General features: G+C 40.2%; 13 protein-coding genes. 9 read left to right on the top strand and 4 right to left on the bottom strand.

What is annotated here, in order from left to right; translation table 11 throughout:
* Positions 1–27 precede the first annotated feature (27 nt).
* Entirely contained in the window at positions 28–747 is a 720-nt protein-coding gene (locus BC751_RS02690; protein WP_130274204.1) for a DUF4197 domain-containing protein, read from the top strand.
* Here BC751_RS02690 and BC751_RS02685 read toward each other — a convergent pair.
* Both BC751_RS02685 and hemW read right to left on the bottom strand, forming a co-directional pair.
* Positions 744–1,058 (bottom strand): DciA family protein, encoded by a 315-nt coding sequence (locus BC751_RS02685; RefSeq protein ID WP_130274203.1) that lies wholly within the window; start codon positions 1,056–1,058, stop codon positions 744–746. The two genes, BC751_RS02690 and BC751_RS02685, sit on opposite strands and share 4 nt — an antisense overlap.
* 16 nt (positions 1,059–1,074) lie before the next feature.
* Complete coding sequence (gene hemW / locus BC751_RS02680; protein ID WP_130274202.1) at positions 1,075–2,205, bottom strand: radical SAM family heme chaperone HemW; 1,131 nt, start codon at positions 2,203–2,205, stop codon at positions 1,075–1,077.
* Positions 2,206–2,253: 48 nt separating this feature from the next.
* Between hemW and BC751_RS02675 the strand changes: the two genes are divergently transcribed.
* The 8 genes from BC751_RS02675 (at position 2,254) to porN (ending at position 11,499) form a co-directional block, all read left to right on the top strand.
* On the top strand, positions 2,254–3,975 hold the full coding sequence (locus BC751_RS02675; RefSeq protein ID WP_130274201.1) for a BamA/TamA family outer membrane protein: 1,722 nt from the start codon (positions 2,254–2,256) through the stop codon (positions 3,973–3,975).
* Positions 3,976–3,979: 4 nt separating this feature from the next.
* Positions 3,980–5,086, top strand: a complete 1,107-nt coding sequence (locus BC751_RS02670) for a DUF4271 domain-containing protein (protein WP_130274200.1) — start codon at positions 3,980–3,982, stop codon at positions 5,084–5,086.
* A 35-nt stretch (positions 5,087–5,121) separates the two neighbouring features.
* Positions 5,122–5,895: a uroporphyrinogen-III synthase gene (locus BC751_RS02665; protein ID WP_130274199.1), complete on the top strand. Its 774-nt coding sequence runs from the start codon at positions 5,122–5,124 to the stop codon at positions 5,893–5,895.
* A gap of 75 nt (positions 5,896–5,970) precedes the next feature.
* Positions 5,971–6,942 carry a PorP/SprF family type IX secretion system membrane protein gene (locus BC751_RS02660; protein ID WP_130274198.1) on the top strand — a complete coding sequence of 324 codons (972 nt, stop codon included), beginning with the start codon at positions 5,971–5,973 and terminating at the stop codon, positions 6,940–6,942.
* A 115-nt stretch (positions 6,943–7,057) separates the two neighbouring features.
* Complete coding sequence (gene porK, locus BC751_RS02655) at positions 7,058–8,152, top strand: T9SS ring complex lipoprotein PorK/GldK (protein ID WP_130274197.1); 1,095 nt, start codon at positions 7,058–7,060, stop codon at positions 8,150–8,152.
* Between the two features lie 50 nt (positions 8,153–8,202).
* A complete protein-coding gene (gene porL / locus BC751_RS02650; protein WP_130274196.1) occupies positions 8,203–9,000 on the top strand; it encodes a type IX secretion system motor protein PorL/GldL in 798 nt (265 codons plus the stop codon).
* A gap of 42 nt (positions 9,001–9,042) precedes the next feature.
* Positions 9,043–10,650 carry a type IX secretion system motor protein PorM/GldM gene (gene porM / locus BC751_RS02645; protein ID WP_130274195.1) on the top strand — a complete coding sequence of 536 codons (1,608 nt, stop codon included), beginning with the start codon at positions 9,043–9,045 and terminating at the stop codon, positions 10,648–10,650.
* Positions 10,651–10,686: 36 nt separating this feature from the next.
* Entirely contained in the window at positions 10,687–11,499 is an 813-nt protein-coding gene (gene porN / locus BC751_RS02640) for a type IX secretion system ring subunit PorN/GldN (protein WP_130274194.1), read from the top strand.
* Positions 11,500–11,513: 14 nt separating this feature from the next.
* Here the strand turns inward: porN and uvrC are convergent, their stop codons facing one another.
* Both uvrC and BC751_RS02630 read right to left on the bottom strand, forming a co-directional pair.
* On the bottom strand, positions 11,514–13,319 hold the full coding sequence (gene uvrC / locus BC751_RS02635) for an excinuclease ABC subunit UvrC (protein ID WP_130274193.1): 1,806 nt from the start codon (positions 13,317–13,319) through the stop codon (positions 11,514–11,516).
* 108 nt (positions 13,320–13,427) lie between these two features.
* Complete coding sequence (locus BC751_RS02630) at positions 13,428–15,704, bottom strand: penicillin-binding protein 1A (protein WP_130274192.1); 2,277 nt, start codon at positions 15,702–15,704, stop codon at positions 13,428–13,430.
* Positions 15,705–15,728: the final 24 nt, after the last annotated feature.

Raw genomic sequence — 15,728 nt, 5'->3', positions numbered from 1 at the left:
TTAAGGATGTTAAATTTTAATAAAATCATGATCCATTTGCGTTTTGTTTACCCAATTGTATTGTTGCTCATTTTTGCATCTTGTACCTCTTCTGATATCAATAAAATACTCCAGGGAGTAGGGGGGCAGGCTCCTTTGACACAGCAGGAGGTTTCCCAAGGACTGAAGGAAGCCTTGATCCAAGGCATTAGCAAGGGAGCTGACCAAGCTTCAAAGCAGGATGGTTTTTTTGGTAATGAACTTATAAAAATTTTATTGCCGGAAGATGCAAGAAGGGTGGAGAATACCCTGCGCCAGATAGGTCTTGGATCTGAGGTAGATAGGGCACTGTTAGCTATCAACAGAGGGGCTGAAAGGGCAGCACAGGAAGCCAAACCCATTTTCATTAATGCGATCAGGCAGATGACCATACAGGATGCATTCTCTATATTAAAGGGAGAGCAGGATGCCGCCACGCAATTTCTCAGAAGGACAACAGAAAGCCAATTGGTTGCGCTTTTCCAGCCCAAAATTCATGAGTCACTCAATGAGGTCGGAGCCACACGTTTTTACGGGGATATTGCCAATACCTACAACAGCCTCCCGCTCACGAACAGAAAAATTGACCCGGATTTGAATGCCTATGTTACTGAAAGGGCCATAGACGGGTTGTTTAAGTTGGTGGCTGCAGAAGAACAAAATATCAGAAAAAACCCTTTGGAAAGAACTACTGCATTGATGAGAAGGGTGTTTGCTGCGCAGGACTAAAGAAAAACCACCTCCAGAATAACCTCATCACCAAACCGGTTGCTGATCAGTTCCAATACTTTGGACCTGTTCATGGAAAGTTCTTTCTTGACAGGTCCAGAGTTTATTTTCACAAAAAGTTTTTTATCCCTGACATAAAGCGATTCTGTCCGCCTGGCAACTGTATTGCCCATCATTTCAGGCCAGGCCTGAATTACTTGTCTTTCATCGAACTTATCTTTGAGCCTATAGGTTTTCAATAACTCTTCAAACGCTTCCTGAAGAGGAGCCACCTCTTTTTTTCTTCCCGTATGGTCTTTGTACCTTTCCATGAATCAAAGATAAACCTTATTCGCCAATAAAGAGTGAAGCGGCAATACTATCCGCCAATAACTTTCCTTTATTGGTCAGATATAGGTGATTGGAAGAGATGCTGATCATGTCCTCATCACGCAATTTTTTGATAAGCCCATTTTTTTGATCCAAAAGATCAATTCCAAAATTGGATTGAAAGTACCCAAGACTAATTCCCCAAATGGTCCTCAAAGAGGTAAGTATGTACTCATTGGCCAATTCCACATCAGAAAGAGAATCTACTTCATAGGGGAGGACTCCTTCCTGGAGTTTCTTCATATAGCCTACATTATTGGAGATGTTGAAGCCTCTTTCTTTCCCATCAAATGAATGGGCGCTGGGCCCGATTCCTAGATAAGGTTGGGCTTTCCAGTAATTGGTATTATGTATGGCAAAGTGACCCTCTTTTCCAAAATTGGAAATTTCATATTGTATATATCCGGCTTTTTCCATGGCCTCCATCAGCATTTCGAACTGCTCAGCCTGAAAATCTTCTGATGCTTCCTGAAATTTGCCTTTTTTCTGCCAATTTCCGAAAGCTGTCTTGGGTTCAATGGTAAGGGCGTAACTGCTGATATGTCCAGGGTCTAATGTAAGCGCCTGTTCCAGATCCTTTTTCCAAATGGAATGGTCTCCATATGGAAATCCATAAATCAGGTCAATGGAGAGTTTTTCAAAACCGCCTGATTTTGCCAGATCAATGGCCTGGAGCGCTTCTTTTTCGTTGTGGGCCCTATTATAAAATTTTAACACCCTGGCATCAAAACTCTGTATGCCTATACTCAATCGGTCAATCCCAAGACTTTTTAATTCTTTTAATTTTTCCCTATCCAAGTCATCTGGATTTGCCTCCAAGGTGGATTCTTCCAAATCTAAACGATAATGCTTGTAAATGGTGTTCAGGATGTAGTCGATGTGCTTTGTTTCCAATAGGGAAGGAGTGCCTCCTCCAAAATAAAGGGTCCTGACAGGGCTGTCCTTGGGCAAAAAGTCTTTTCGCATTTCCAATTCTGCCCCAATCATTTCAATCAGTGGACCAACAAGCTGTTGATTGGTGCTGAAATGGAAATCACAATAGTGGCAGGCTTGTTTACAAAACGGAATATGAATGTAGATGCCGGACAAATTGTTTACATTTAAGCCCAAAGATACTTCTAAACCTGATAGCTTCCATTGAAATTAAAGTTCATCTTCTTTTTTTGTTTTCTTTATTATTTCGTGCAGCACTTGCCTGCCCAACAGGCCCAATGGCTCCGTTATGAAATTTCAGGGCAAATACAAAAACAAGAAACGGTTTCATTTCGGGATTCGCTACAATTGAATCAGATTAAAAACCATGTTTTGTCAGGCTTGTACCAAAACGGCTATTTGAATCCGGAATCGGATTTTGTAAAAAGGAAGGATACGCTGGTTTGGAATGTAAAAACCGGTGAAAGATTTGATTGGATCAAGCTTAATCTTGGCAACGTGGATCCTGTTTTTTTAGTAAAAGCTGGCGTGGATCTTAGGCAGTTCCAGAATAGACCGGCAAATCCTGAAAGTCTAAAGGGGTTGTATGAAAAATTACTATCATCATCCGAAAACCAAGGATATCCATTTGCTTCCATCAAACTTGATTCTTTGGAGAGACAAGGTCAGGGGTTTTCCGCATCATTGGATTTGGATTTAGGACCGCTGATTACTTTTGACACGCTACAGCTTACCGGAGATTCAAAAACCAAGCGCATGTTTCTTGCAAGGTATATGCAAATCAGTCCAGGAGAGCCTTTTTCTCAAAAAAAGGTGAATGATGGGCTTAGACAGATTAAAAATTTGCCTTATTTAAGGTGGGGTGGAGAACCTGAAATGAGCTTTCAAAATGAAGAGGCTACGCTATTTTTACCCCTCAACGACAGGAGGATCAATTCAATTGACGGGATAATTGGGTTTTTGCCCAATGAACTTGAAGGAGGCAGGATGTTGGTGACAGGTCAGTTTGATCTCGCTCTTTACAATGTCGGGGGCAGGGGCAGAAATTACGAATTGAATTGGCAAAGGTTCAATCAGTTTTCTCAAAGCTTAAATATAAGTGCCCTTGAGCCTTTGGTTTTAGGATCAGGAGTAGATATTATGGCTTCTTTTGCTCTGTTGAAAGAGGATACCACATTTTTAAACAGGGATTTCCGATTGGCATTTGGTTACCGGATGGGATCAAATACATACATGAAAGTATTTTCCAGAAGACAAGCGGGAGATTTGTTGGCCGTTGCCAATTTATCTGAAGCCACTTCACTTCCTCAAGTGGGAGATTTTAGGTTCAATAATTATGGGTTTGGATTAGAGAAATCTTGGCTTGATGATAGGTTTTTCCCTAGGAGGGGGGCTTTGGTTGATTTCGAATTCTCTGTAGGGAATAAAAATATTTTAGTAAACACAGCGATTCCTCCTGGGCTTTATGAAGGCTTGGATCTTAGGTCCCTCCAATATTACATAAAAGGAAATATTGAGAAGTACTTCTATTGGAATTCAAGGTGGGGGATTTTTACCGGATTTTCAGGTGGAATTATGGACAACCCTAATTTGTTTATCAATGATTTGTTCAGATTAGGAGGCTTGAGAAGTATCAGGGGATTCAATGAAAATTTCTTTTTTGCGGACAATTACGCATTTATCAATATCGAGCCCAGATATTATTTTGATACCTACTCTTATTTTATGATTTTTGCCGATATGGGAAGGCTGAACAATAAAGTGCAGCAGCTTCCCGTTGATTATCCATTTGCTGCGGGATTAGGATTCAGTTTAGAAACTGCAGGTGGAATCTTCAACTTCATTTATGCTTTGGGAGGATCGAATACACAGGACTTTGCACTTAATTTCTCAAAAATTCATTTTGGATATACGGGTAGGTTTTAAAAACATGCCTAGGCTAATCTTTTTTTTATTGATGTTTTCTTTGAACCATGTGCTGCAAGCCCAGGTATTGGAGAATTATCAATCCAACATCCTTTACACAAAAAACAAAAGTATTTTTAATAAATATCATTCCGCCCAGTTAGAAGTGAATCTTCAGGATTTTCCAGCAAGCAGTTTATTCTTTGAAATTCCGCAAGGCTCCACCGTATTTCTGGAAGGGAAACTCTGGGTTTTTGCGGAAAGAGATACTGTAATTACTGTGGCACTGAGCCAGCTAAAGGAAACTTTTGTCCCAGCCGATCCTTCAAAAGTTAAGGTGGCAGTACTTAATGATGACGCTTCTTTAGAAGGTTTTCATGTACTGAAAGGATATTTTGGGGAAAGGAGTCAGGACATCCTTGAGTCCTCACCCAGTGTCTTTGATTGGGAACAAAGAAAAGTGGATGATTTTGATGATTTTTTTATCCTAGCTACGATTATCCTTTTGTTTTTGGTATCTATTTTTAAAGTTGTTTTTCCGAATGTATTGGATTTGATTATCAGGCCCCAAACAGTAATTTCTGCTGATGATTTTTCAGAATCAGGGAGTATACAGAAGTTTTTTACTTTAGATGTATTATTCTATATTTTTATGGTCAATCTGGGGATCTCCCTTTTGGTATTGCTTTATGTTCACATTGCAGGGGTCTCTGTTTTTTTGGATTTAGGAAATAGTGATATCAATAATCTATTTTTAATCTGGTTTCTTCTTTCTATTGGACTCGCAATCTTGTCCGTCTTCAAATTCTTGTTTTTAAAGGTAATGGTCTATTTGTTTGACCTTAGCAAATTTGATTTTGCACATTTCTTTTACCTGCTCCGGATCATCTCCATTTCTGTTTTGGGTATGCTTATTTTAAGTATTTTTTTCTTTTTCAACAATCATTCAGTTTTGGTCAATTTCTTTCAAATTGCGTTAAAGAGCTTTTTTTGGGTTTATTTATTTGGTGTATTTTTCATGTTTCTCATCATGGTGAACAGAGTGCCCTTTAAAAATTACCATTTATTTGCTTACATTTGCAGCGCAGAACTGATTCCTTTTTTAATAATAGCCAAATTGGTAATGGGATGATTTCTGAATTAACTTGAAAGGATAAGATTAAGAATATGAGTAAAACTGCAAAAGACAGGCTTAATCCAGTAAGAAGTATCTTAGTTTCTCAACCTCGACCCACCGATGAAAAATCCCCTTATTTTCAACTTGCTGAAAAATATAACCTAAAGATTGATTTTAGGCCATTTATCCAAGTTGAGCCAGTTCCAGTAAAAGATTTCAGAAAACAGAAGATAGATATTCTTAAGCATACTGCTATTATATTTACGAGTAGGAATGCCATTGATCATTTTTTTACAATTTGTAAAGAGCTTAAGGTGGAAATGCCGGCAGAAATGAAATATTTCTGTATTTCCGAACAGACTGCCCATTACTTACAGAAATATGTGGTGATCAGGAAGAGGAAATTGTTTGTGGGGCAAAAGACCGCCTCTGATTTGTTTGACTATTTTAAAAAGCACAAGTCAGAGAAATATCTTTTTCCATGCAGCGATATAAGAAAAGACGACATTCCGGAATATTTGGATAAGATGGGTATTTCTTATACCGAAGCCATCATTTACCACACAGTTGCTGCAGACCTTTCTGACCTAAAAGATATCAAGTACGATATTCTCGCCTTTTTCAGCCCATCCGGTATAAAATCCCTAAAGCAAAACTTTCCAGATTTTGAGCAGAACAATACCAGGATTGCTGCTTTTGGTCCAACCACGGCTAAAGAAGTTTTGAATCAGGGGCTGATACTAGACATTGAAGCGCCAATGCCAAATGCACCAAGTATGACCGGAGCATTGGAACTTTACATAAAAAAGGCAAATAATTTGTGATTGTTTTCAATCTTTTGTGGAGAAATTCAGTTTAATTGTGTAGAATAGAGTTTCTAACCTTATTTCTTATCCTCGATGAAAGAGCTGAAATTTCTCCACATTAAGTTCTATTCCATTTTTATTCTATCTACTGGGTTCCTTTTTTCAGCCAAGGCTCAGCAGGATGCCCAGTTTACCCAGTATATGTACAATGGTTTGTTTTACAATCCTGCATTTGCCGGTAAAGAATCCGGCTATCAGTTTTCTGCCTTACATCGGACACAATGGTTGAATTATACAGGTACTAATGGTCCGGCTCCCATTACCCAATTATTGACAGCTTCTGGTCGGATTGACCAATACAATGTGGGATTTGGGCTTACATTTGTAAACGATAACATTGGGCCGAGTAACAATCAAGAAATCAATTTGGCTGCCGCCTACCATAAAAAGCTGGGTAGGGGCGCTCTTAGTTTAGGGTTTTCCGGCGGTATTTTCTCCAGTACCTTGAAATATGATGAGCTGGTAGTAGTCAACCCCGATCCAAGGGTGCCTTCTTCGGGTAGAGAAACACAAATGAATTTTAATTTTGGAGCAGGAGCCATATACGACAGGGGTAACTATTATATCGGTTTAGGCAGTAAGCATCTCAATGAACCTGGATTTGACTTTGGTGATGGTTCCATAGACAACCAATTGAAAAACCATTCTTATTTATTGGCCGGATACAGGATAAAGACTTTTGCACTTTGGACTTTTGAGCCAAGTTTTTTAATAAAAACTGTCTCATTAAATAATTTCTCCTATGACCTGAGCGTTATTGCCACACATGGCCAAAGAATCAGTGGAGGTCTTGCCTTCAGAGGAGAAGAATCAGTATCACTCCTGTTTGGGTATGGAATTCTAAGGGACAATTCTCTAAGATTAGGGTATGCTTTTGACCTGGTATTTGGTGGACTTGAAGCCAAGGCCCCGACCAGTCATGAGTTCATGTTGACTTATAACCTGAAGCCGGTGACCAGAGAATTTCAAAAAGTAATTCAGAGGACACCAAGGTTTAGGTTTTAAAATTTTCTCGAAATTTCTTGTCAAATTTGCTATATTCTGAGATTTTACTTTAAATTTCGAGATTATAAACGAGTGATTATCAGCAAAATTTTACATCACTTAATTCATGTAAAACATGTATAGAATAATGAATTTCAGAATTTTGTCCGTTTTTATCATCTTTTTTGTGTCCATTATGCTTCAGGGTTGTGGACTTTTTGGCAAGAGAGGAACTGCCAGTGAAAAAGAAAACAGAAGGGGGGAAGTAACAGGCGTCCCCAAGAGACAAATCTGGCAGCAACCCCTTCCAGTAGACATGGTGGCCATCAAAGCCGGGACTTTTTGGATGGGACAGGCAGATGAAGACATTGGCTTCACGCAGTCCGCTTTCAACAAGCAGATTACTATTTCGGAATTTTTTATGGACAAGTACGAAGTGTCCAACAACAAGTACAGACAGTTTGTGGAGGCTGTTCGATTGGGAGAATACACCTATGGTACACCTACCACATTGAAAGAACCACCTGTCTTCAATTTGAACGAGGTACTTCCTGACACCACAGTATGGTCCACAAGTTTCACCTACCATTATGGAGATCCCTTGATGGAGTTTTATTTTGATCACCCCGCTTTTGATAATTATCCTGTCGTGGGTGTCAGTTGGGAGCAGGCTCAAATGTACACCGAGTGGAGAACGTATCACATGAATGCCAATGACAAGTCCGATTACGACTACCCTAGGTTTAGACTTCCAACTGAAGCAGAGTGGGAATATGCAGCCAAAGGTGGCAAAGAGGTAGCCAAGTATCCTTGGGGTGGTCCATATCTGAAAAACAGAAGAGGCTGTCTAATGGCAAACTTTAAGCCAGGAAGAGGTAATTATATCGACGATGGATTTGCCTACACAGCCCCAGTGGATGTATTTGCTCCCAACGGCTTTGGTTTGTATAATATGGCAGGCAATGTCGCCGAGTGGGTACAAGACGCTTACAGCCCCGTTTCCAGCTCTCTTACCTGGGACCTCGATCCTAAATACGATGATCCTAATGAAAGAAGGAAAGTGGTCAGAGGGGGCTCTTGGAAAGATATCGCTCACTATCTAGAAACAAGTACACGAACTTATGAATATCAAGATGTAAAAACTGCACACATTGGCTTTAGGACAGTTGTAACTTTTATGGGTAGATCAGGTTCTTTGGATGTAAATAACAGTAGAAGAAGAAAAAGATAATCACCCAATTCATTACAAATAACAAATTCAACTTAATCATCTATTTAAAAATGACAAAGAAAAAATCTTTCAAGGACAAATTTTATGGCGATGTTATGCCAAAAATTTACGGTATAGGTGCAGCTGTGGTTATTTTAGGAGCAATGTTCAAAATTCTTGACTGGCCTTTTGCCAGCTTGATGATTGGTCTTGGGCTATCCACAGAAGCGGCAATATTTTTTCTATCGGCCTTTGAACCTAAACATAAAGAGGTAGACTGGACTAAAGTATATCCTGAATTGGCGAGCGATGAGCCTGCTCCAGCTAGAGAACAAAGCCCAGCTAAAGGTGCCGGATTGACTCAGAAGTTCGATGAAATGTTGGAAAATGCTAAAATTGGACCGGAACTTTTTGACAGCTTGAGTAAAGGCATTCAAAATCTCGCTTCTTCTGCTGAAAAAATGGGCAAATTGTCCGATGCAGCTGTTGCTACCAATGAGTATGCAGAAAATGTGAAAATGGCTTCCAAAACTTTGGTGGATATCAATCAATCTTATGGCAAAACAGCCACTGCCCTTGTAGAGCTATCTTCTGCATCTAATGATGCCAAGCTGTACCATGCGCAAGTAGTAGAGGTGACCAAAAACCTTTCAGCCTTGAATAATGTCTATGAAATGGAGCTTATCGATGCGCAAAACCACATGAAAACTTTGAATAAGTTTTATTCCAATGTTGCTGCTGCTATGGAGGGTATTACTGAAGCTGGTAAGGAAACAGAAACCTTCAGAAGTGAACTGTCTAAATTGAACCAAAACGTAAGCTCACTCAATAAAATCTATGGTGGTATGTTAACAGCCATGAAAGGTTAAGCCTTTAAGTATCCAATGTTTAATCTTTTATTGAATTAAAATATGGCTGGCGGAAAAGAGACACCTAGACAGCGGATGATCGGAATGATGTACCTGGTATTGACAGCATTGTTGGCATTGCAGGTAAGTAACCAGATCCTCCAGAAGTTTGTATTGCTGAATGATGGATTGGAAAGAACATCCAAAAATTTTATCGACAAAAATGAATTTACTGTTTCATCTATTGCAAATACAGTTGAGCAGCAGGGTAATAATGAGAGGGATGTGCCCAAGGTAGCGGCAGCTCAGGAGGTTCGTAAAACAACTGCTGAGGTTTATGCCTACCTGGAAAGTCTTAAACAGGAATTGATCACTGTTTCTGACGCAAAAAATGAGCAGGGACAGTTTAAAAATTCTGCTCTGAAGAATGTGGACATCCCTGGAAATATTTTCAACAATAACAAAAAGGGATTTGAAATGCAGGAAAAATTGAACAATTATCCTAAGCAAATTTCAGATATCCTTAAAGGCATAGGTGTTAATTTGGAATTCGAAGACATTGCTAAGGATGCTAAGGACATCGAAATCTTCAAAAATGATCCAGATGTTAGGAACAAGAGTTTTGTCTTCTTGAATTTTGTGAAATCTCCAGTTGGTGCAGTACTTGCCCTAATTTCTCAATATCAAAATGAGGTACTTAACATCGAATCTGAAGCCTTGAGAGCAATCACAGATTCCATTGGTACATTCTACTTCAAATCTGACGTCTTTAAAGCAAGTGTGGCTGCAAATTCCAATGTGGTTGCTGCCGGTACTAAATTTGAGGGTAATCTTTTCATTGCATCATCCTCTTCATCTGCTACTCCAAAAATGACAGTGGATGGAAGAGAGGTGCCTGTAGTAGATGGTTTTGGTCAAATTAGTTTTACGGTACCACCTGCTGGACAATATGACGACAGGGGGCTTGCCAAAAGAATTCTGAAAGGAGAGATTACAGTAAATATCGCAGGTAAGGATTCTACATTGACTGTCGATTATGAGTATTTTGTCGCACAGCCGGTCATCAGGGTAACCTCTGAAGTAGTCAACCAGTTATATGCTGATTGTGCCAATGACCTCATGATCGATGTTCCTGCCCTGGGTAATTCTTATGCTCCCGACTTTACCATCTCTAATGGTACATTTATCAAAGGACAAAAGCCTGGTCAGGTAACCGTTATTCCTGGTAATTCAGGGAAAGTTGTTATCGGCGTATCCAGTGGAGGCAATAAAATCGGAGATGTTTCGTATGATATTAAACCGGTTCCTGCTCCTACAATCCGTTTGTTTGATGGGAGAGGACCAATTGACTTGAGCCAGGCATATCCGGCTCCTGGACCTTCTTCTTTGATCGTTGAGGCACTGCCTGAAGTTAACTTTGGAAGAACAATGGCCAGAGATGCCAATTTTGAGGTGACCGGTGGTGAAGTAATTCTACTTAGAAGCGAGGTTCCTAGGGAGAGGGTTGCAATTACTGGCAAAAATGTAGCCATTAGAAATCTTTTGGCTGCTGCCAGATCAGGTGACGGAATTGTGGTAAGGGTGACTGAGGTAACCAGGACCAACTTCCGTGGAAACAAGATCAAAACCACACTTACTACGCCTGAAATCATCAGGTTGCAGATCAAGTAATAACATGGGGACTTTCCCGATTAAAATGAGAATGTTATGAAACTTAAAAATTATTTTACCTTAGCCCTGGCTGCTCTGGGACTTATTTTAGTCACAGATGTTTTTGGCCAAGTTGCCACAAGTGTTAGCCCAAGTAATAGTGGGGACAGGCGCTTCAAAGTAGACACGGTGTTCTCTGTATTACCGATCAGGGAAGATGATATCATGTTCCAGATCAGTGTTTGGAGAAGGATTGATCTAAGGGAAAAGTACAACCACCCGCTGTATGGCTCAGGAGATACCAAAAATAATGGTATCATGAACAATATCTACAAAGCGGTAGTGGAGGAAAATGCCCTTGAGGTTTTTGCTGATGAGCAATTCAAACAGCCTTTGTCCATTTCTGAATTCCAGAACAATTTCTGGATAGCTGCGAATGGTGACAGCATCTTTGTCAAGCAGTTGTACTATCTTGACTTCAAAGAGGACTTCTTATTTGACAAGCATCATTCCCAGGTTAAGTTTGACGTAAAATACATTGAACTGGTCATGCCTTCCCCAACAAATGCCAATGCAGGTCAAAAGACCATCGGTTTTATCAGGTATAAAGATTTTTATAATCACTTCAAAAATCATCCTGAGGCAAAGTGGTTGAATTTCCAAAATGACTCCAAAAGTCTGACTTATGATCAGGCATTTGATCTAAGGTTGTTCAGATCAGTGGTAAGGAAATATACCAATTCCGATAATGCTTTGATTGCTGATATGGTTAATCCTGATCATCCGAATCCAGATTTGGTCGCCTTTCTCAATGCGCTCGAATTTGAGTATAAACTCCTTGATTTAGAAAATTCCCTTTGGGAATGGTAATAAAAAAGGCGGGTCTACCCGCCTTTTTCTTTTATTAACCATTCCTTTAATTTTTTTGCTTTGGATTGCCCGATAATTGATCCTATTTCTTCTTCACTTGCTTCCTTTATTTTTTTTACAGATTTAAAGTGTTTTAATAACCTTTCTGCTGTTTGCTTTCCAATTCCCTCAACTTCTGTCAGTTGGGATCCAAAGGCCTTCTTGCTTCTAACATTTCTATGGAAAGTAATGGCAAATCGGTGAGCTTCGTCCCGGATCCTTTGAAGTAATCTTAGTGATTCGGACTTCTTATCTATATGTACTGGATATTGATCACCTGGGAAATATATTTCCTCCAGCCTTTTGGCTATTCCTATGATAGGAACTTTGCCATAAATACCTAGATTTTTCAGTGCTTCTACCGCAGAAGATAGCTGTCCTTTACCTCCGTCTATGACTATGAGTTTTGGCAGGGGTTTATCCTCTTCCAATAATCTCCTGTATCGTCTTCCCACTACCTCTGTCATACTGGCAAAGTCATTCGGGCCTTCTACCGTTTTGATGTGGTAATGTCGATATTCCTTTAATGCAGGCTTACCATTTAAAAAGCAGACCATGCTGGCAACTGGGTTGCTGCCCTGTATATTCGAGTTATCGAAACATTCGATATGATCAGGCATTTCCTGAAGCGAAAGGTCAGATTGAAGTTGTTTTAAAACTCTGAATTTTTTGTCTTTTACTTCTCCCGAGGCAAGGAGCTTTTCCTGTTTATAGTATTTGGCATTTTTAAGAGATAGTTCTATCAGGCTCTTTTTGTCTCCTATCTTCGGAACATGAATATTCAGGCCTTCGTAATTTTCTTCAATTGGAATATTGACAATGATCTCCTCTGCATCACTGTTGAATTGGTCTCTTAATCTCACAATGGCGGTAAGCAAGAGCTCTGTATCTGATTCGTCCAGTTTTTTCTTCAGTTCTACAGTTTTTGTGATGATGACCGCTCCATTTTTAACTTTTAGGTAATTGACATAGGCATTTTTTTCATCTGTTACCATGGCGAATGCATCCAAGTCTTTGATGGAAGGATTGACCACCATGGATTTTGATTGGTATTTTTCAAGAAGATCTAACTTATCTTTGAAATATTGTGCCCGTTCAAAGGCCAAATTTTCCGCAGCCTTTTGCATCTGTTCTTTAAAATAAGATTTAGCAATTCCCAGATTACCCCTTAGGATGTGTTTGGCCTGTTCGATATCCTGCTGGTAGTCTGATTCTTTTTGTTTTCCTTCGCAGGGACCTAGGCAGTTTCCAATATGATACTCTAAACAGACTTTGTATTTTCCCTCATGGATTTTTTCAGGGTTAAGATCCAATTTGCATGTACGGATGGTGAAAATTGACCTTATCAATTCCAGCACATTATTCATGGCTTTTACCGATGCAAACGGGCCAAAATAGGTGCCTCTATGTGGGATTAATTTCCTTGTAGGGTAGATTTGGGGGAAATGCTCTTTGGTCAATAGCAGGTAAGGGTAGGTCTTATCGTCCTTGAGAAGGATGTTGTACTTGGGCTGTGTCTTTTTGATCAGGTTGTTTTCCAACAAGAGGGCATCAAATTCTGAATCGACAAGGGTAATTTCGATTTTTTGTATTTCCCGGACCATTCTTTTGGTCTTATGGTTGATGCCCTGTCCTTTTACAAAGTAAGAAGAAACCCTTTTTTTGAGACTTTTTGCCTTTCCCACATAAATAAGTTCATTTTCTGCGTTAAAAAATTTATACACCCCAGGATGGTCGGGTAGTAAATTGTATTCGTCAACCTTGAATGAGGGTACTTGCATGGTACAAATTTAACAATCTATGATATTATAGGGTTTTAATGAAGAGGCTATGGGGTTGCCAAGAAAAAAGCCCCATAAGAGGCTTTTTTCGTTTCTGGCTGACATTTGTTAAAAATCATTTTTTCTTGGATCAAAATCGAAGTCGTTGAACCTATTACTGTTGAGATCATATTTGTCGCAATCTATTTCTATGCTCAGCGGTCTTTCCGGTCTGGGGAAAGGTCCTTTGGTATATCCAAGCGTAGGATCAGCGTAGACTTTGGCCATATATCTTACCCAAATAGGCCTCGCCGTTTGTCCACCTTGTCCACTTACCCAGCTTCGGAAGTGGATGGCCCTGTCATCACCACCTACCCAAACCCCGGAGACAAGGTCTTTACTCATTCCCATATACCATCCATCAGAGGCATTTTGGGTAGTTCCGGTTTTACCACCCAATTCATTGCCCTGATCTCTCAGCGTCCATGGTACCCCTTGGCTGGTTCCTCTGGATTCTTCAAAGCCACCTCTCATCATATATACCATAAGATAAGCATGCTCTTCACTCATCGCTGGACGTTTTTTAGGAGTAAACTGCTGCAATACGTTTCCGTTCTTATCCTCTATTCTTTCAATATAGAAAGGAACGATATGCTCTCCTTTATTGACAAAGGTAGCCATAGCCCCCACCATCTCATATACAGAAACGTCTGCTGTTCCCAAAGCAAGTGCCGGGACTTCTTCGAGGTCACTGGTAATCCCTAATCGGTGAGCAGTCTCTACCACCACTTTTGGGCCAAGCTTTTTCATCATAAAGGCCGTTACAGAGTTGACAGACTGTGCCATGGCTCTCCTTATGGTCATCTTTTCATAGGAAAACTTTCCGTCGGCATTTTTGGGTGTCCAGGCCGGCTGACCGGGAATATTTACTTCCACAGGCTGGTCAATTACAGTATAGCAGGGGCTGTATCCATTTTCAATAGCAGCAGCGTATACGAAGGGTTTGAAGGTGGACCCTGGCTGTCTTTTAGCCTGCTTGACATGGTCAAACTTGAAGTGCTTGTGATTGATGCCCCCTACCCAAGCTTTGACATGTCCTGTATGTGGATCCATAGACATAAAGCCAGTTTGAAGGTGCTTTTTATAATGCCTTAAAGAGTCCATCGTGCTCATGAGGGTATCTATTTCTCCTTTGGTCCAGGAAAAAATCCGCATCCTCTTTTTTTCATTTAATTTGATATTGATGGAATCAGATTCGGCCCCATACCTTCTCACCAAATTTCTGTAAGCTTCCGTACGCTTCACTTGGGTTTCAAGGAAATTGGGGATTACCCTGCCATTTTCATCAATCCAGGGGTCTCTGTTGCCCATTTCATTTTCAAACTTTTTCTGAAGTTCTCTCATGTGCTCATCCACGGCTTCTTCCGCATAACGCTGCATCCTACTATCTATCGTGGTGTAAATCTTTAAGCCATCACCAAATAGATCATAAGGGGTTCCGTCTGCTTTGAGATTTTCTTTCGTCCATTTGAGTAAATCTGCTTTCAGGACTTCCCTGAAGTAGGTGGCCAAACCCTGATTTTGGTTTTCAACCCGGTAATCCAATTCAATGGGCAAAGCCATAAGGGAATCACGTTCAGATTTGGTCAGGAAGCCATATTTTTCCATTTGTGCCAAAACCGTGTTTCTCCTTCTCAATGAGTTTTCCGGATTGAATACCGGGCTGTAATAGGTAGGTGCCTTGAACAAGCCTACCAAAACCGCGGATTCCTGAACGGTAAGTTCGTTTGGGTTTTTATTGAAAAATGTTTTGGCAGCTGTTTTTATGCCATAAGCATTGCTTCCAAACTCTGATGTGTTCAGGTATAAAGTCAATATTTCTTCCTTGGTGTAAGATTTTTCAAGCTTGGTGGCGACGATCCACTCTTTGGTCTTAATGATCAGCATCCGTAGCCCTGGCACCCTACTTAAGGCCCCTTGAGATTCCAGATTTCTGGTCTTGAACAAGTTTTTGGCCGTCTGCTGACTAAGTGTACTGCCCCCTCCTGCACCCTGTCTTAAGATTAAGGATTTGAACAATACCCGTCCCATGCTTTGAAGATCAATGCCGGAATGTTTTTCAAACCTTACATCTTCTGTGGCGATGAGTGCATTCACAAGATTCGGGGCAAGTTCATTGTAGCTGACAGGACTCCTGTTTTCCCTAAAGTAACTTCCCAATAATACCCCATCTGCAGAATAAAGCTCTGATGCGACCTCTGTTCTGGGGTTTTCCAAGGCCTTGAAATCCGGTAATTCTCCAAATAGGCCGAGAAAATTGACACTCACTGCCCAGACAAACAGGACAAAACCTATTATTCCGGCAACGAAAACCAACCAAATAATTTTAATGATTTTATTGGTCATTATGATTTAAACGTATTGATGTAC

Origin of the sequence: Cecembia calidifontis, from assembly GCF_004216715.1 — a bacterium.
GTDB classification, from domain to species: Bacteria; Bacteroidota; Bacteroidia; order Cytophagales; family Cyclobacteriaceae; genus Cecembia_A; species Cecembia_A calidifontis.
This window is presented reverse-complemented; position numbering and strand designations above follow the sequence as displayed.